The 17,053-nt window shown below is 42.9% G+C and carries 18 protein-coding genes; 4 read left to right on the top strand and 14 right to left on the bottom strand.

Going from position 1 to position 17,053, the window contains the following annotated elements:
- The first annotated feature begins 7 nt into the window (after positions 1-7).
- The 3 genes from DQN58_RS08190 (at position 8) to DQN58_RS08200 (ending at position 4,009) form a co-directional block, all read left to right on the top strand.
- Positions 8-877 carry a DMT family transporter gene (locus DQN58_RS08190; RefSeq protein WP_006718576.1) on the top strand — a complete coding sequence of 290 codons (870 nt, stop codon included), beginning with the start codon at positions 8-10 and terminating at the stop codon, positions 875-877.
- Positions 878-1,047: 170 nt separating this feature from the next.
- Positions 1,048-2,607: a glutamine-hydrolyzing GMP synthase gene (gene guaA, locus DQN58_RS08195; RefSeq protein WP_006718577.1), complete on the top strand. Its 1,560-nt coding sequence runs from the start codon at positions 1,048-1,050 to the stop codon at positions 2,605-2,607.
- 202 nt (positions 2,608-2,809) lie between these two features.
- On the top strand, positions 2,810-4,009 hold the full coding sequence (locus tag DQN58_RS08200; RefSeq protein ID WP_006718580.1) for a tyrosine-type recombinase/integrase: 1,200 nt from the start codon (positions 2,810-2,812) through the stop codon (positions 4,007-4,009).
- A gap of 14 nt (positions 4,010-4,023) precedes the next feature.
- On the opposite strand, the gene DQN58_RS08205 is transcribed toward DQN58_RS08200, so the two are convergent.
- From DQN58_RS08205 to DQN58_RS08260, 12 genes are all read right to left on the bottom strand, one after another.
- A complete protein-coding gene (locus tag DQN58_RS08205; RefSeq protein WP_006718582.1) occupies positions 4,024-4,593 on the bottom strand; it encodes a hypothetical protein in 570 nt (189 codons plus the stop codon).
- On the bottom strand, positions 4,593-4,925 hold the full coding sequence (locus DQN58_RS09930; RefSeq protein ID WP_006718584.1) for a hypothetical protein: 333 nt from the start codon (positions 4,923-4,925) through the stop codon (positions 4,593-4,595). The genes DQN58_RS08205 and DQN58_RS09930 overlap by 1 nt, the downstream gene beginning before the upstream one ends.
- A 61-nt stretch (positions 4,926-4,986) precedes the next feature.
- Positions 4,987-5,838 carry a hypothetical protein gene (locus tag DQN58_RS08215; protein WP_006718586.1) on the bottom strand — a complete coding sequence of 284 codons (852 nt, stop codon included), beginning with the start codon at positions 5,836-5,838 and terminating at the stop codon, positions 4,987-4,989.
- Between the two features lie 40 nt (positions 5,839-5,878).
- Positions 5,879-6,217 carry a hypothetical protein gene (locus tag DQN58_RS08220; protein WP_006718588.1) on the bottom strand — a complete coding sequence of 113 codons (339 nt, stop codon included), beginning with the start codon at positions 6,215-6,217 and terminating at the stop codon, positions 5,879-5,881.
- Entirely contained in the window at positions 6,214-9,429 is a 3,216-nt protein-coding gene (locus tag DQN58_RS08225) for a host specificity protein J (protein WP_006718590.1), read from the bottom strand. Before DQN58_RS08225 ends, DQN58_RS08220 begins: the two co-directional genes overlap by 4 nt.
- Before the next feature lie 39 nt (positions 9,430-9,468).
- Positions 9,469-10,134: a tail assembly protein gene (locus DQN58_RS08230; protein ID WP_006718591.1), complete on the bottom strand. Its 666-nt coding sequence runs from the start codon at positions 10,132-10,134 to the stop codon at positions 9,469-9,471.
- Positions 10,080-10,838 carry a C40 family peptidase gene (locus DQN58_RS08235; RefSeq protein ID WP_006718593.1) on the bottom strand — a complete coding sequence of 253 codons (759 nt, stop codon included), beginning with the start codon at positions 10,836-10,838 and terminating at the stop codon, positions 10,080-10,082. The genes DQN58_RS08230 and DQN58_RS08235 overlap by 55 nt, the downstream gene beginning before the upstream one ends.
- Before the next feature lies 1 nt (position 10,839).
- Complete coding sequence (locus DQN58_RS08240) at positions 10,840-11,574, bottom strand: phage minor tail protein L (RefSeq protein WP_006718595.1); 735 nt, start codon at positions 11,572-11,574, stop codon at positions 10,840-10,842.
- Complete coding sequence (locus DQN58_RS08245) at positions 11,574-11,906, bottom strand: phage tail protein (RefSeq protein WP_032997904.1); 333 nt, start codon at positions 11,904-11,906, stop codon at positions 11,574-11,576. The genes DQN58_RS08240 and DQN58_RS08245 overlap by 1 nt, the downstream gene beginning before the upstream one ends.
- 9 nt (positions 11,907-11,915) lie before the next feature.
- Positions 11,916-15,242 carry a tape measure protein gene (locus tag DQN58_RS08250; protein ID WP_006718599.1) on the bottom strand — a complete coding sequence of 1,109 codons (3,327 nt, stop codon included), beginning with the start codon at positions 15,240-15,242 and terminating at the stop codon, positions 11,916-11,918.
- A gap of 63 nt (positions 15,243-15,305) precedes the next feature.
- Entirely contained in the window at positions 15,306-15,503 is a 198-nt protein-coding gene (locus DQN58_RS08255; RefSeq protein WP_006718602.1) for a hypothetical protein, read from the bottom strand.
- 75 nt (positions 15,504-15,578) lie between these two features.
- Positions 15,579-16,004, bottom strand: coding sequence for a hypothetical protein (locus DQN58_RS08260; RefSeq protein WP_006718604.1), 426 nt, complete (start codon positions 16,002-16,004; stop codon positions 15,579-15,581).
- 182 nt (positions 16,005-16,186) lie between these two features.
- Here DQN58_RS08260 and DQN58_RS08265 point away from each other — a divergent pair, with 182 nt between their 5' ends.
- The gene (locus DQN58_RS08265; protein ID WP_006718605.1) at positions 16,187-16,381 is read left to right on the top strand and encodes a hypothetical protein; all 195 of its coding nucleotides are present in this window, start codon (positions 16,187-16,189) and stop codon (positions 16,379-16,381) included.
- Here DQN58_RS08265 and DQN58_RS08270 read toward each other — a convergent pair.
- Together DQN58_RS08270 and DQN58_RS08275 are read right to left on the bottom strand one after the other, a co-directional pair.
- Complete coding sequence (locus DQN58_RS08270) at positions 16,356-16,622, bottom strand: DUF4035 domain-containing protein (protein ID WP_006718607.1); 267 nt, start codon at positions 16,620-16,622, stop codon at positions 16,356-16,358. The genes DQN58_RS08265 and DQN58_RS08270 overlap by 26 nt on opposite strands.
- A gap of 8 nt (positions 16,623-16,630) precedes the next feature.
- Positions 16,631-17,038 (bottom strand): hypothetical protein, encoded by a 408-nt coding sequence (locus DQN58_RS08275; RefSeq protein WP_197712328.1) that lies wholly within the window; start codon positions 17,036-17,038, stop codon positions 16,631-16,633.
- Positions 17,039-17,053 lie beyond the last annotated feature (15 nt).

Consider the following 17,053-nt stretch of genomic DNA (forward strand, 5'->3'; position numbering starts at 1 on the left):
AACATCTATGCAATCAAATCGTTTTGCCGCCACCATGTTGGTTATCGGCTGTATCTTATTTGGACTCGGTAGCCTTATCGTTAAATTTGTTCCCGTTGGAGCCTATGCTATCGCCTTTTGGCGGTTGCTAATTGCATCAGGAGTTTTTTGGGTTTTAATGAAGCTTTATCGCAACCCCTTGCCAAAACAACCTAAAGCTTTATTTTGGGCAATCGCTTCAGGCGTATTTCTCGCATTTGATTTAGCCTTTTGGCATGAAAGCATTTACGCTGTCGGACCGGGTATTTCCACCCTATTAAACAGCTTACAAATCTTCTTTTTAGCATTTATTGGTTGGCTATTTTTTAAAGAACACCAAAGTAAATTACAGCTTGTAAGCCTGCTTATCGCGACTGTTGGTGTAATACTCATTGCTAGCCCCGAATTACAAAATAACATCGAAGCGAGCTACGGTATCCTTATCGGATTACTTTCCGGCGCCTGCCTCGCCGCATCTATGGCATCGATTCGCCAAGCTCACAGCATTGAACCAATTTCTATTTTTCCGCTCATGTGGCTTATCAGTATTAGCGGTGCCTCCGCATTAATTCTACCGGCACTGATATTCAACGGCGACTCCCTTTATCCAATGACTCTCACAGACATCGGTTTAATTCTGATCTACGGCGTTGTTATGCAATGCATCGCCTGGGGCATGATTGCCTACACAATCCCTTTGCTCAGTCTAGGCTTAACCGGATTATTGTTACTTTCCGAACCTGTCGCTGCACTCGTTATCGACGCATTTTTATTACACAAACCCATCAACGCATGGCAATGGCTCGGCGCCTTTTTAACCTTAGTCGCAATTTATTTGGGATCGTTAAAAAACAAATAAAAAAACGACCGCACTTTATGCCACAAAACGCTGCAATCGTTTACGTTAGATAGGGGAAATGGTAGAATGCGCCACAGTTTGGGCGCGCGATACAATACAAATTTATTGTCATGACAGTGCGACCGAAATTCAATCTATCCCAGCATACATAGAAATTGTTAGAGAAAACTATGACCAACATCCACAATCATAAAATCCTCATCCTCGACTTTGGTTCCCAATATACCCAACTTATCGCCCGTCGTGTACGTGAAATCGGTGTTTATTGCGAACTTTGGGCGTGGGATGTGACTGAACAACAAATCCGTGATTTCAACCCAACCGGGATTATTCTTTCCGGCGGTCCAGAAAGCACCACGGAAGAAAACAGCCCACGTGCCCCGGAATACGTTTTTAACGCGGGTGTGCCGGTGTTAGGTATTTGCTACGGCATGCAAACCATGGCAATGCAACTTGGCGGTTTAACAGAAACCTCTGATCACCGCGAGTTCGGCTATGCTTCCGTTTTAATGGAAAATACCACCGCACTTTTCGCCGATCTCAATGACAGCGATAACAAATTGGATGTGTGGATGAGCCATGGTGATAAAGTCACCCGCTTGCCACAAAACTTCCAAGTGACCGGTACAACACCAACTTGTCCGATTGCCGCAATGTCTGATGAAAGCCGTCATTTCTACGGTGTGCAATTCCACCCGGAAGTTACCCACACTAAAAAAGGCTTGGAATTACTAACCAATTTCGTGGTAAACATTTGCGGTTGCGAAACCAAATGGACCGCCGAAAACATCATTGAAGACGCCGTTGCCCGCATTAAAGAGCAAGTAGGCGATGACGAAGTGATTTTAGGTTTATCCGGCGGCGTGGACTCTTCTGTAGTCGCGTTGTTACTACATCGCGCCATCGGCAAAAACTTACATTGCGTGTTTGTCGATAACGGTTTATTGCGTTTAAACGAAGGCGATCAAGTCATGGAAATGTTCGGCAATAAATTCGGTTTGAACATCACCCGTGTAGATGCAGAAAGCCGTTTTTTAGGCGAACTTGCCAGCGTATCTGATCCTGAAGCGAAACGTAAAATTATCGGTAAAGTATTCGTGGACGTATTCGATGATGAGTCGAAAAAACTAACAAAAGTAAAATGGTTGGCACAGGGCACCATTTACCCTGACGTTATCGAGTCTGCTGCGAGCAAAACAGGCAAAGCACACGTGATTAAATCCCACCACAACGTAGGTGGCTTGCCGGATTATATGAAACTTGGCTTAGTCGAACCGTTGCGTGAATTGTTCAAAGACGAAGTGCGTAAAATCGGTCTAGCCTTAGGTTTACCGGCTGAAATGATCAACCGTCACCCATTCCCTGGCCCGGGTTTAGGCGTGCGTGTACTCGGTGAAGTGAAAAAAGAATACTGCGATTTATTACGCCGTGCCGATGCCATCTTTATCGAAGAATTACGCAACAGCGGTTGGTATGAAAAAACCAGCCAAGCCTTCAGCGTGTTCCTGCCGGTGAAATCTGTCGGCGTGATGGGAGACGGACGTAAATATGACTGGGTGATTTCCTTGCGTGCCGTAGAAACAATTGATTTTATGACCGCACATTGGGCACATTTGCCTTATGATTTACTCGGCAAAGTTTCCAACCGTATCATCAACGAAGTGAACGGCATTTCCCGCGTCGTATATGACATTAGCGGCAAGCCACCAGCAACGATTGAGTGGGAATAAAAAACCTGCTTTTCATAAAATAACATATCATTTCAAAAATAGCCTTAAGCCCTGTAAATACAGGGCTTTTCTATTTCATCTTATTTCATTGTATTTCGTAGTAGTTTGTTTTTCTATCGGTAAATTTGACGGTAAAACCTTGAGCTCGTCAGAAAAAAGATCGAAAATACCGTCAAATTCATGACGGTAAAAGTGACGTAAAATGCTAACAGATACAAAAATCAAATCTCTTAAACCTAAAGACAAAGTTTATAAAGTGGCAGACCGTGACGGGCTTTATGTGTCCGTCTCCACCGCCGGCACTATAACCTTTCGCTATGACTACCGAATCAACGGCAGACGGGAAACGCTAACCATCGGTAAATATGGTGCTGACGGTATAAATCTTGCAGAAGCCCGTGAGCGTTTAATGATCGCCCGCAAGCAAGTAAGCGAAGGAATATCCCCCGCCACTGAAAAACGTGCAGAACGTAATAAAATTCGCAATGCAGATCGCTTTTGCGTATTTGCTGAAAAGTATCTTGCCGATGTTCAGTTAGCTGATAGCACAAAAGCTTTACGTGTAGCAACTTATGAACGAGATATTAAAGATACATTTGGTAACCGCTTAATGACAGAAATCACAGCAGATGAAATTCGTAGTCACTGTGAAAAAATTAAAGAACGTGGTGCGCCATCTACAGCAATTTTTGTGCGTGATTTAATTGCTAACGTTTACCGCTATGCGATTCAGCGCGGCCATAAGTTCGCAAATCCTGCGGACGAAATAGCAAATTCATCTATTGCTACATTCAAAAAGCGGGAACGCGTTCTAACTCCAAGGGAAATAAAACTCTTCTTTAATACACTTGAAGAAACACAGTCGGATTTTGCGTTGAAAAAAGCAGTGAAATTTATCTTGCTCACCATGGTTCGTAAAGGCGAATTGGTTAATGCTACATGGAATGAAGTGGACTTCAAAAATAAAGTGTGGACGATCCCAGCCGAGCGCATGAAAGCCAAACGTGCGCACAATGTGTATTTGTCAGAACAGGCACTTGATTTAATTATTGCATTTCAAATTTATTCGGAAGGCTCACCGTATCTTTTGCCAGGTAGGATTAATCGCAGACAGCCAATAGCAAATAGTTCATTAAACCGCGTGATTGCTAACTGTATTAAATTTATCAATAAGGACGAACAGCGCATTGATGAATTTACGGTCCATGATTTAAGACGTACAGGCTCAACGCTTTTACACGAGATGGGCTTTAATAGTGATTGGATTGAGAAGAGTTTAGCACATGAGCAACAAGGCGTGCGTGCTGTTTACAATAAAGCGGAATATGCCGAACAACGAAAAGAAATGATGCAACGGTGGGCAGATCAGGTTGATGAATGGATAAATGATAATAGTCTCTAAAAAAGACGGCGGAATTACCCGCCGTTTTTGCTGACAATCACAAACCGTCCACCTTTGATGCTTAGCTTACTGATTGCTGCTGAATCGTTTGATATCCTTACATATTTTGCTTGCTCCGGCACTTTGTCGTATGTTTGAGACACCATCGTGCCAAGTGGATTTTTATCGGCATCGTAATAACATGAGTACGATGTTGAGCCGTTAATCATACTCAGATAATCAAAGCCCTGAACATCTACATAGTTTGTGATGCTCCAACCGCGGTATGGTATGTCTTTACCACTGACTCCTGTATAGATATCCGGTATTAGCTCATAACTTAATGCAATCTCTTGTTTGTCAACTCTAAAGATGTCATTAGGCTCAACATCTTTTGCCGTCTTAATTTGCGCAATATCATCGGGCAAATTGGCAATATTGCCCGATGAATCAACGCCTTTTGCTTTTAATGCTTGGATAATTGCCGGCATAAAGGGCTTGGATTTATCCACCGTAATTATTTTTTGCTCTGCGTTGCCAGGAGGGATTAATTTAACATGATGCACTGGTTTAGCGCGTAATTTTACGTTGATAACACTCATCATTAATCCACCACTGTTACATCCGGGATTAACGTAAACTCACCACCGCAAATTGTGCGCACTTTTTTATCGTTATCTGTAAGTTGTAGATCCCATTGCGCAGATTGCCACTTAACGTTTTCCGTTTTGTCGTGCGATACCGATACGTAGATAATATTACCTTTTATTTTAATCTCGCCTGTTGTGCTTGACAGCTTAATAACCTCGCCTTTAGCCGGCTTAATATGTAAATCAATACGATAACCGTCAAGATCTACTATGCCGTCGTCATCGGAGACATCAAACGCCCAGCCGTCATCATCTCCGCGCACAATCTCTAAATCAATTTGTTCCATTATCACTCCAATAAAAAAGCCCCATAAAGGGGCTTAGTTGATTGCTCAATATTATTTAGCTCTATTCCTGAATCATTAAAACACTTCCGATGAAATCGGCGTCTCCGGCAAAATAAAGAAAAGGAGATTGATTTTTATCTAAAACTCCTATGTCGGATCCGCCCTCTCTTTCTTCATCTGTGGTTAATTTTCTTGTTCGTATGCTTCCATTGAGAATCTCAATACATCTCCCTTCGTACGATTTTTTAGGAAAATAAAATGCTAATAATTTAAAACCGGAAATAGACATTTCTTTATCTTCTCGCATGTCAAAATCTAGTTTAATTAGTTGTTTTGGCGCAGCGGTTAGTACCTTCCCGCTTATGTTTACTCCATAATTCGATGTGGCTGGCGGATCTTCCATTCTTAAAATGTTAAACCCGATCTTTGTTCCACCTCCGCGCGGATTCCAGTTAAGAAACGTTTCACCAAAGACGACGTCATTCTCATTTTGGTAGAAGGTAATTGAATCGGTAACATAGTCATCATTTCTATCATCATATCTCGTCCATGATAAGACAGTTCCCGATGCACTCCACCCTTCTTGCGTTGGTTCCGTTATGCTGTTTGGCGAATAAGGCGAATAAACAGATAATAAATACTCATTAGGCGCAAGAGTAAAGCATTTCGTGATTCCGTAATTAAAAGGCTTCTCGATCTCTCTTTTAACAAGTGAGTAATGATACAATCCGTCTAACCCTTTGCCATCAACAACTACAGAGTAGTTACTGCTAGCACCATTAATCTTTTCAGTGATTAATGCCTTTGTTTTTTTGTTGCTAAATGCGATGTCTCGCATAGTGTTGCCTGTTATTTTTACAGCATTATCATTAACCCGTAACTCATCACCAAACACCTTAACGCCGTATGACATATTTCACCCCTTAAATGTGGACTTTTTTGATAAAAATGCTTTAATCTTGATTAACAACTTCATTAGTTTGTTTCCCTTCTGTTATTAATGACAAGATTTCCTCTCCGCGGAAAATTGAGTCTTGATTAATTGATAGTAATTGCATTGCGGATAAAACAATAGCGCTGTTTTGGGGCAATGACACATCATCAATCAATAATCCTGTTATTAACCCGTTTTTCATATTGATAAAATCTGATTCGGTTTCAAAACTTGCGATCTGCACCTCCAGTTCGTTATTGATAAAATCAACCCTTATTTGCGATATAGTATGATATTTGCGCACATTTGATGTGATACCACTCAACATACTGATTTCTTTTTTAAAAAAATAAATCATGATAATTTACCTAGCCTTACCCTTAGATTTCCTGATTCGTCATATACATCAATTCGATCATTTGTGATAACCATTCCGACATTCCCGCTGTTAGCTCGTATAGTCACGCCACCAGACCCATTAACAATAAATCTATTATTAATATTTAGAGATCCTCCATTAATAACAGGAGATTGGATAGTCTGGTTAGATTTGATATGTTGACCAAGGATTGTGCCATCTGCGATTAAGTCACCGCTCAACGCTAACTGATTATTAGCAACAGTAAACACATTGCGAACAGTGCCATCGGTAGCGCTTTTAACAACGCCGAATTTGTCAGCCATCACAATGACAGATGATTCATTTTCGTTGGCACCCAATGAGATTCCGGCTATCGCCGTTTTTCCACCATTGATAGCCTGCGTGCGGATAGTGTGCATTGAACTAACCTTGTCGTTAAGACCTGCAACCGTACTGCTCATTTGCGTTACGGTAGACTCTGCCCCATCAATACGCGCGGTTAATGCGCTAATTTGCTGAGCGTTAGCATTATCACTATTAGCCTGCGCTTGTTGTACGGCAGTTATGCCGGATAATGCGGATTCCGCCTTGGCCGTTGCAGTTGTAATGCGTTGCGCTTGTTGCGTATCAACTTTTTTAAGCTCGTTAATTTGCGCTCCACGCGTTTTTGCCTCTTGCTGTATTTGCGCAATAGCTTTTTTCGCAATGTCTTTCGCCGCTTCCGCCGCTTCGGATTTACCGCTGATCTCATCGATTAACTCTTGCGTCAATGCGCTTTTGTTAATTTGTCCGTGGATATAATCAACAATCTTTGTTGCATCACGCTCAGTTACGCCCTCGATGGCATCCGTAAATTTACCCGCGACACCTTTACTCACCATGCGCGCCCAAAAATAGAATGTTTCAGAGACACCCAAACCGGTGTAACTGTAACTATTTGTAGGGTATGCGAGAGTGATTAATTTACGGGCATTTGCAAAGTTATTATCTTTACTTACCCAAATTTCGATTGCCGCATTCGTGTTCGCAAAAATCGGGTTCCGCCAATTCAGGTCGATGCCCATTACCTTGCTTACGGTGACAAGCTCTTTAATATCAAAATTAACACTGAAACTCTTTGTAATCGGCTCGGATAACTGCCCCACTAGATTTTTCGCGCGAATTTCAGCGATATAGTCGCCGTCCGGCAAGTCGCTAAACGCGATAGACGGCTGATCCAAATCGTCGTAAACGTTAAATAAATTACTGTTACGATAGAGTTTTACTTGATATTTAAGACCTTGACCGACAAAGTTTGCCGGCGGCTTAAAACTCAATGAGATTCCGCTGCCGTCCGCGTTTACTTCGGCGTCGCTTACTGCCGACACCCCGGCTTGATGTAACGTTGTATTACGAGACTCAAAACTTGCTGAGTTATCAACAATCGCTTGTTTTTGCGGTTCATGTTGTAACGCCGTGATCGTATAATTGCCGTCGTTTTCAGAGATGCCGATAGCACGGTATAATTCCGTGCGCACTAACGGCGTTTGTAGTGCCCAGTTGTCGTCAGGGTTTAAGTTTTCCGGTACGCTCTCCAAATTAACAACATTTCCAGCGACACTTAGGATTTTAACCCGTTCTGTGCGCTGTCCGTTGTTATCTCTTACAACGTAAGACAGATAACTGCCACCCTCAATCTTGATTTCGCGGTCTAATTCGACCGCACTTTTATTGATTCCGACAACGCGCCCGCCGAGGTTTGTTTTAGCCCAACTATTGTCCGCAACTTCGATTATATCGCCTGGCAAGTGGTGTAACCCCTCGCGCCCAACGGTAAATGTAATAGTGCATTGCTCCAATTTAGAGGTGACAAGTACCCATTTCCCGTAACGGCGCGCCTGCCCGCGTGAGGTACAAGCGAACGCAGTGATTTTTTTAACGTTATAGCCGTAACGTGCCACCATCTCATCATCGACAACATACTCGATAGCTTTTTGATACATGTTGTTTTTGTCGGCGTATTCCACTTCCACGGCAGTATAAATGGATTTCAATGGTACATATTGACGAGCAAATTTACCGTCAATTACGTTTGCTTGAGAGTAAGTGCAGACTGGATCTGTTGGTCTATCTTGGATTGCCAACATCTGCATTCCGTTCCACGCCACGATCGCGCGGAAAACGGATGACATATCGTTTAATACTTCGTATGCCGAGCGCTGCTCCGTAATCCAAATTCCCGCCGTCATTCTCGGTTCTTTGCCACCGTAGCCATCCGGCACAAGCTCGTCACAATACTGCGCAATTTGATAAAGCTGAAATTTATTAAGCCCATATTCGCTTATGCGTTTCCCAATTCCTACATCGGGATTTGTCGCTAAGTCGTAAAAAATCCAAGCTGGGTTTTCTGTCCATTCTTTTTTAAAATCCCCGCGCCAAATTCCCGGCGCATAAGCGCGTGTTTCAGGATCGTAAGTGGACGGCACGCTGATAATACGGCCATCCAGGAGCGAATTTACATTCGGGAAATTGGGGGTGTGTCGGGAGTCAGTTTTAATGCCGATCATTGCAATGTTTGGATATGACAGTTTGGCGTCAATAATCTCCGTGTAACTGCTCCAAACGATAGCATTTTGTAAGCGTTGGCTTTTTGAGTCCGCTGTAACCCGTCTAACGGTGACATTAAACGGCTTAGGAGGTAGCTCATCGATAATATAGCTACGGTAAAAACGTGAGGATGACTTGCCGTTGATAGAGTAACTTTTGTAAAGGTTACTGTTTATTAAAATTTCAAACTCTACAGATGTTCCGCTTGTGTCGCCTTGATCATTTTGGCTAAATAATGCATTAACACCAATTGTCACGCGTAATCGATCAACATCAGGATCGATAATCGAACGAGTGATCGGAAGTTCTTTTTTTACTTCAATACCAATAGGCACTTCACGTTGGCTGCTATCAAACCCAGTCATTGGCAACTGATCTTGAGTTCCCAGCGTGTACTGGATTTCCATGTTTGTAAAATTAAAACTATCTACGTCATCATCATCCTTACCGCTCGCGTTTTGGATTGGTGTATTGTCTAAATAAGTTGATTTCCACTTATTCACCGGCCCCTTGATTGGTCCGAGTGATATAATCCCAATTGCGCTCAATCGCTGTGATGATAGCAGGGAATCCGGCGCTTCCACCGGAGTATGTCCGCCGCCACCGCCTTTTTTACCGCCCATATTTACCCCATAAAAAACCGCACATAAAAGTGCGGTCTGTTAATTACGTTTTAATCTTCTTCTTTTCCCGGTTACGTCAGCTTGCGTGTTATCAGCCTCAGGTGCATCGTCGTACGCTTCCGCGCCTTGCGATACTAAAACAAGACTTGTCATCATACGCCCATAAAGTAACGGTATTGGTCGCCCTTGTGGGGTTAGATTTTTCAGATTGCTAAATGAGGTGCTTTGATTTTTTTCGCCCTCTTTTATTTTCTGATCACCCATGCTTGGCGTAGGTGTCAAAAGCGAAATTGCACCACTAACGATTAGCGATGCGCCAACGGTAAAAGCCATCGTAGCACCTGCAAAACCCTGCGCCCCCAAATAAGACCAACCGGCAGCACCGCCCGCATACCACGACGCGGCAATCAACACCACGCCTACAATGATTTGACCAATGCCAATACCTTTTCCGGCACCAGCAATTACCGGGGTAAAATGGATAGTGCAATCAGCCTTAAAGTCTATGTCGGCTTTAACTTGGCTTTCCTCAAGATAAGTGTTTTTCCCGATTCTAACTTTATAGCAACCTTTTTTGAGATGCTCGCGCAACCCCTTAATTTGGGTTAAAAGCCCGCTCATTAACTCAGAAAAAGAATCAACCTCAAGTTCTACCGGCTCACGCACAAATCGTTTAAGATCGCCGTAAAATTTAACTTGTACCATTCTTTGTGTCTCCAAACAGAGTGTGTGTTATTAAGCCAAAAACCATCATAAGGCACGCGGGCGGATAGCCTATCTTGGCTATGATGTAACATCATTTGATTGCCAAGATACACCCCGGCATGATTCGCCACTTTACTGCCGACTTGAATTAAGACAACATCGCCGATCTGTATATCTGCTTCATGCATCACCCTGTAAAAACCACACCGTAACAGCCCTTCTTCATAAAGATTCTCTGTTTCAAACCACTCAAACGGATACTTTGAGTTGTCCGGCAGATCAATCCCTGCAAGCATATAACTGTCTAATACAATATTCCGGCAGTCTTGTTTGTTGTTTTCAAACTGCCGCCCGATTAATGGCGGGACATTGCGAAAACACTTAATGTCACCGTCAACCACGAGCCAAAAATCCAAACCTAATCGCACTTGGCAGGCGCGATCTGATGCAGATAAATAAGGCAATCCGCGCATATAGTCGCTGTCTGGGTGGGAGTGCACCAGCGCAACAATCTCGCCTTGCTCCTCGGCTTTGATAAATTCTTCCGGTGCAATTTCGAAAAAATTTACCGGGTCGGAAGCAACATTAGTACACGGGTAATAATACAAATCCCCACGCACAGATAAAACAAACCCGCAAGATTCCTGCGGGTGACATTTCGTGGCGTGGGCTAATATTGCCCGTTTTAACTCAAAATCAATCATATTAATTACCAAATTGGGTTGTGCTTGGGAAACCACCGAACGGCAATACCGCATTCTTCCCCCAACGCAATTTACATCCGCGCAAACAGTGTGAGCATTTATCTTTTTTAGGGTCGGTTGTCGGCTCGTCGTATTCATCCGCCACCGGACCGCCCGTGTAACCGCACTGCGAGGATCTGTATTGCCAGATACAAGTGTCAGATGTAATCATCAATAAAGGAATTCGGGCGCCGTCTGTTTCAATCGGCAATGCCAGCTCAAATGTTGCAGTGACATCATCAAGCGACTTTAACTGCTCAATAACATACAAACTGACTGCTTCCTGCATCGGGTCGGCATTTGGATTTCCTCCAGCAAAATTTACCGCATCTAAAAACTTGGCGTAAACTTGGCGCCGCACGACTTTACCGCCGATACCTTGCCCAAAATCCGCAACAATACCCGTAACCAGCCCGTAAAGATTGGATAGCGTTAGCGTAGGGCGGTTGCTTGGACCACTGCTTGATAACTCAAATCCCTCGGCGTTAATGGGGTATGCAGCGTATTCATTACCTTGCCAGATAAGGTTTTTGCCCCCCTGCGTTAATCCGTTATGAAAACGGTATATTTCGCCTTTTTTATCGGGCGAGCTATTAGATGGGATTTTACTTAAATCAATTTCCCATAATTCAATCAGTGCGCCTTGCTCGAGTTTGGATAATTCCGACAACATTTTATTCGGGGTATCTTTTGGCATTACATCACCTCTTCAAAAGTGCAGCTAATTTCGGTGTATTTTTTATCTACAGTTTTAGACCATTTAGGACAAACCGCCTTGATTAATGCACCGCCCTCATACTCTTTAAATAAAAACGGAGTTACCCCGCTATGCTCCACAAAAAAGCGGTCTAATTCGACCGCACTTTTATGATTGAGCTTGTAAGTCAGGCTAAATTTACGCAATAGCGGACTCAGCCCGTCAACCATCCTCTGTTCGTAGCCGTCGCCAAATTTATTTACTTTTCGGCGAGGTTCGCTTTCCACGGTGTATCCGGGTTTCGGACAAAAATTAATTGTTCTTAACGCCACAATTTACCCCTAGTTCAAAAGACCGCCATCGCGCCCACGTTGTTTTCGCATTACTTCCAGCACTTTTACCGTGATTGCGTCGGATAACGCCTTACTTTGCGCAATCTGCTGCTCTACCGTAACATCCTCTTTACCATCTTTAGCAATATTGATTGTGATGCTGATCTCATTGTGATCCCCCTCACCACCATTGCTGCTAATTCCTGGATAACTCGGCGAACTACCACCGCCCACGCGCCCACCACTAGCAAAGCGCGGTAATCGTCGCTGATTAAGCGCATTCATAAATGCCACCCCGTAGTGATCCACGGTACGGGATGTCATTACAAATTCGTTATTGGATAACCAGGCGGGGATTGAGTCGCTTGTTCCGGTTCCTGGACCTTGTACATGACCGCCGGTAGCAAACGCTGCAACGCTGGTAATTTGCGAGATTAAGTTAACCCCGGCACTTGCCACAGCTGCCATATTCGCAAATTTTTGTGCTGGTGTAAGCGCGGATGGATCAGCCATTGCCTGTGCGATTGCTTGTGATAGTTTTACTGTTGCCTCGGCGATCGCAAATGCTTTCGAGATAGCAAACATCGCTTTATAAGCTGCTGACTGTTTGCCGGCAGATTGTTCCACCATCGACGCCAAACCATCAAATGCACTTCCAAGGTCGTTCAACCCAGTAGCATAGTTTGTCATATCGCGCTGAAATTCGTCGTTTTTGTATTTGTCGATGATTTCTTGACGGCGTTGCTGAAACTCCTCCTCAGTAATAAGCTTTTGCTCATTAAACGCTTGGAGTTGCGCTAGTTCCTGCGTTTGTTTATTTTTGGTCTCTTGTAAAGGGTCGTAAATTGCGCGAACTTGGGCTAACGGATCGACCGCACTTTGCGACACACCTTGCGCATAATCAAACTGCGCCCGTTGTGCGGCTTTGGCAGCTTCCGCTTGATTTAGTTGCCCTGCGTTATAAAGCTCCTGAATCGACTTTAAGTCATCATTCAAATTCGCTTTCAGCAGTTTTTCCGGCGCATATTTACCTGCAAGCTCCAACCGTTGACGAGCAAAACGTTCGGCGATGGCAGTTTTTGCCGTTTCATATTCTTGGTAAGACACTACACCTTTCTTATAATGTTCTTCCAAACGTTGAAACATTCGCGCTTGCTCTAATTCAATTTCACCAAGGCTTGAACTGTTTTTCTTGCGAATTTCATCGTAAAAGTTAAGCCAATTTTCACGAGCATTATCTGACGACTTATTCTTTTTGAGACTTGTTTCAATGGTGGCTACCTTAGTATCTGTATCAAATAACCCCTCAATCTTTTTACCCATGTCGAGCATGGTTTGTAATTGTTCGGCGGATAAGTTGATCGCAGCTGCGGCCGCCTGTGCTGCCGCTACGTCACCATTGGCAATAGCATTAAGAACCTTTGAGTATTCAGCGCCTTTAACACCAAGCACTTCATAAAGACCTGCCAACACATAAGATGCCTTAGCATGACCTTTATTTTTAAGCTCTAACACCTCTAATTTAGCGCGTAAATCATCAGATTTTTTAGTAAGTTCATCCTGTGCTTTTTTAAAATCAATCGTTGCGCCGGTAGCTTCATCTGTACTTGCCTTGGCGGCATCAAGACCATTTTTTACATCAGCAATAATCTGTTCGGCCTTTTCATTGCTTACATTAAAAAGGGATAGTTTCTGTTTAATTTCATCAAGCGATCGTCCTTTGCTCTGCATTGTCTGCACTATCGCGTGTAATTGATTATCAAAAACCTTACTTTTTGCTGTCGCTACTTCCATTCCGGCGCGATAATTAGCGGTTGCTTTTTCTACATCTTCAGCAGTATCAGCAAACAACCAGCCACGACGATTGCTAAACTCAGATTGGATCATTGCGTTGCCAAGGCTTTTTAACTGCGCCTCCTGCTCTTTCATTGCATCAATTTGTTCAAAGATTTTTGTGGTTAAGACAGCTTCACTCAACCCCTCATAACTTTCCTTGAGCTGTTCATTTGCCGCTTTAGTGTCTATAGCTGACTTTCTTGCTTCTTCGGCTTGTGAATGGAAGTAATACAACGCACTCGCTGCGATTGTAATCACACCTGCGGGACCGCCCAATAATCCCATAACATTTCGCAAGCCAACTGCCGCTGCGCTAGCAAGTCTGTTTGCCGTAGCTAAATTGCGCTTAGCATTCGCTTCGGCATTAACCAATGCTGTTATTTGAGCCACTTGCGCTTTCATTTGCTCACGCAACGCAAATCTTGTTTTTTCTGATTGGGCCACTTGTAATTGTGCGGACAAGGCGGACATTTCAGCTTGTGCAGCAATCCTAGATGCCGTAGCTTTGGCATAAAGTGCTTTAGCTTCGTTATAGTGAGATAACGTATTTTTGGCGCTATTAATTCCGGTTTGTAGGAGTGCAGTTGAGTACTTTCCAATTTGCCCGATCGCTAAGGCACCAGTAAACAAAACAGCAGCTTGAATCGCACTATCCAAATTGGCTGCAACAAATTCAATACTCTCTGCAAGTTTTGTTGTCACGCCGACAGTTTGATCGAATCGCCCAACAGTTTGAATAAATGCGGTTTCTAGATTGGTTAAAGACCCAGATACGGTTTTGATACGACTATCAAAATCGCTATCAATTTGCTTACGCACTTTTCGCAGTGCAGTGATAACTTGTTGGGTGCTAAGCTCACCATCTGCCCCCATTGCTTTCAGTTCGCCTGTCGTTACGCCCAAACCTTTTGCAATTGCGTCTGCCAATCCCGGTATTTGTTGCATTACCGAGTTGAGATCTTGCCCTTTCAATGTTCCGGTAGATAAAGCCTGCCCGAATTGGATTAACCCAGCCTCAGCTTGTGCGGCAGTGGCGCCTGACATCGCAACAGCTTTCGATACAGTTTCGGTTATAGACGCGACTTCACCTTGACTTAATTTTAACTTTTCAGCATTTTGCGCAAATTTTTGATATACCGTTGATGTTGCGGCTACTGATTGATTAGTACGCAAAGAAATGTCAAATACTGATTGAGTAGCAAAAGCGAGTTCGTTGTTACCGTTAGTACTTAACTTTAAGCGGTTAATTAACTCAGTATTAGCGTCAGCGTATGAAAGTGCGGCCCTTCCAACACGAGCGAACATATCTTTAGCCAAAAGTAAGTTCGTTAATTTTGAAGAACGATTGAGAGATTCCATCGCAGAATCAATATTATTCAAATAACGCTGAGCTTCAACCGAAAATCTTTTTGTTCTTTGTTGAGCTTTCGATAACGCGTCTTGATATTTAACTTGTTCTAACTCAAGCTGAATACTCAGCTTGCCTAAAGCGCCAGACATAAAAATCTCCCATAAAAAAAGCACTCCGAAGAGTGCTTTAATAAAAAATTAAAATTACTGCCGTTATCGAATCGGCTTTTTGAAGTATTCGATCACACCAAACATGATTGACACTGCCGCAATAATGACGACATACGGCAAACCGCCCCAAGAGAAGAATCCGGTAGATAACACGCCCATGAAATATAGTGCGGCAAAAGGAAGAATCACAAAAACACCAAAGGCTTTAGCAAACCACTTAATTATGTAAAGTGCATTCATTTATTACCTCCTTCCGTTATTTTGTAAGCAATTACGTTATAATAAAAACCATCTTGAGTGTCAAGGGGCTAGTTATTACATTGGTAATAATCTTGGTCTGCGCCAAGGTCCCAAGCTAATCCTGAAAATATTCTCTTTGTCTTTTTTAATAACCTGTTTCTCTACTGCTGGATTAAACTGGCCTCCGCATAAACCTCTACCGAATGGGTCTCCAATTACCGCAAAATTATATTCACCTTCTGGAATATAAAAGTCAGCCTTTTCTTCAGGATCAAATCGAGCCAACAATGTTTGTCGATACATCACGCCAAGATAACAGCCGCCACCTTGAAAACCAGCATCACGAACAATGGTTACCTTAGCATAGTTAGGGTTATATTCGCCTTGAGCTAAAATTCGCTCTGGAGGAACTTGTTTTGCTTGTTGAAGGACTACAGGAGATGTCCCTGCACAACCAGACAAAACCGCAGATATAATGCCAATCAATAATAATTTTTTCATTTTAGGTTCTTCTTTATTGTGTGATAAAACTCGCACATTCTAAGGTACCTAAATATATTCTGTAAGTTTTCGGATGAATTTATTTCAAAATTGCGACGCGGATCGCAGATTTCTACAATGAAATTCGACCGCACTTTCTTTCATAGATATTCTCTGCGCACATTCAACAACGGAGAATATCTATGAAAAAACAATTCATGCAGTGGTTATTGAGACAAAATGAACTGATCAGCACTAATGCGAAATACATTGCCGCAAGACTGGACGAAAACTTAAAAATCCAGCCATGCGGCGAACGTAACCGAGCAACACAAGAAGAAAATGTAATAATCAAAGGACTAATAGACGAGTTTAACGATTCGCTAAATACTCAGTAACGCCGTCATCTTCTTCGTCATTTTTGACCGTACTTTCTTTGTAAAACGGCATAAAATCGGACAATTCAGGCGGCTTAGCTTTTGAGTCTCGGTTTATCATTGCCAATAGATGACTAATTTGCGCCGTACGGTAATCTTCACGCCAAAGCCCGAATGGTTGCTCGCGGTAAAACAGCATATATTCGGAAAAATGACGTTCAGGCATCAACTCAATTTCTTCTAACGTCTTCCCCAGCGCCAAAGATAGGGTTACTTGGAATCTTCGGCGCTCGGTAAGTTTTTTGGTTCAATATCAGCAATTGCTTTGCTTAATTCTTCAAACACCGACTTATCTAATTGAGATAATTGCTCAAGATCTGCGTCATTATTTGGATCAAACAGGTTTTCGCCTTTTTCATCGCATAAGCGTGTAGCTAAAGTGCGTGCAATTTGATACGGGTCATAGACTTGAGCAAGCTGTTTTGCCAACGCTTCCTCATTGTCAAAATTCAACTCAATACCTTGTTCTTGAGCAATTTTGAATAATGCTTGTTGTTGGCCATAAACCGCTTTATTCATGTCACCGACCGTAAATTCACGGTAAAAATAGGTAATATCACCAATTAAAAATGACCGAACTTTTGGCTTTGTTGCTAAAAGTTTTTCACGTAAACTCATTTCAATTCTTCCATT

It is taken from the genome of Aggregatibacter segnis ATCC 33393 (assembly GCF_900476035.1).
Classification (GTDB): domain Bacteria; phylum Pseudomonadota; class Gammaproteobacteria; order Enterobacterales; family Pasteurellaceae; genus Aggregatibacter; species Aggregatibacter segnis.

Bases quoted from the DNA above. Each gene is read 5' to 3' on its own strand.
- DQN58_RS08205 (WP_006718582.1), bottom strand. From the start codon at position 4,593: ATGATGAGTGTTATCAACGTAAAATTACGCGCTAAACCAGTGCATCAT.
- DQN58_RS08235 (WP_006718593.1), bottom strand. From the start codon at position 10,838: ATGATTGATTTTGAGTTAAAACGGGCAATATTAGCCCACGCCACGAAA.
- DQN58_RS08225 (WP_006718590.1), bottom strand. From the start codon at position 9,429: ATGGGCGGTAAAAAAGGCGGTGGCGGCGGACATACTCCGGTGGAAGCG.
- DQN58_RS08255 (WP_006718602.1), bottom strand. From the start codon at position 15,503: ATGAATGCACTTTACATAATTAAGTGGTTTGCTAAAGCCTTTGGTGTT.
- DQN58_RS08250 (WP_006718599.1), bottom strand. From the start codon at position 15,242: ATGTCTGGCGCTTTAGGCAAGCTGAGTATTCAGCTTGAGTTAGAACAA.
- DQN58_RS08200 (WP_006718580.1), top strand. From the start codon at position 2,810: ATGCTAACAGATACAAAAATCAAATCTCTTAAACCTAAAGACAAAGTT.
- DQN58_RS08265 (WP_006718605.1), top strand. From the start codon at position 16,187: ATGAAAAAACAATTCATGCAGTGGTTATTGAGACAAAATGAACTGATC.
- DQN58_RS08230 (WP_006718591.1), bottom strand. From the start codon at position 10,134: ATGGTACAAGTTAAATTTTACGGCGATCTTAAACGATTTGTGCGTGAG.
- guaA (WP_006718577.1), top strand. From the start codon at position 1,048: ATGACCAACATCCACAATCATAAAATCCTCATCCTCGACTTTGGTTCC.
- DQN58_RS08240 (WP_006718595.1), bottom strand. From the start codon at position 11,574: ATGCCAAAAGATACCCCGAATAAAATGTTGTCGGAATTATCCAAACTC.
- DQN58_RS08190 (WP_006718576.1), top strand. From the start codon at position 8: ATGCAATCAAATCGTTTTGCCGCCACCATGTTGGTTATCGGCTGTATC.
- DQN58_RS08220 (WP_006718588.1), bottom strand. From the start codon at position 6,217: ATGATTTATTTTTTTAAAAAAGAAATCAGTATGTTGAGTGGTATCACA.
- DQN58_RS09930 (WP_006718584.1), bottom strand. From the start codon at position 4,925: ATGGAACAAATTGATTTAGAGATTGTGCGCGGAGATGATGACGGCTGG.
- DQN58_RS08260 (WP_006718604.1), bottom strand. From the start codon at position 16,004: ATGAAAAAATTATTATTGATTGGCATTATATCTGCGGTTTTGTCTGGT.
- DQN58_RS08275 (WP_197712328.1), bottom strand. From the start codon at position 17,038: ATGAGTTTACGTGAAAAACTTTTAGCAACAAAGCCAAAAGTTCGGTCA.
- DQN58_RS08215 (WP_006718586.1), bottom strand. From the start codon at position 5,838: ATGTCATACGGCGTTAAGGTGTTTGGTGATGAGTTACGGGTTAATGAT.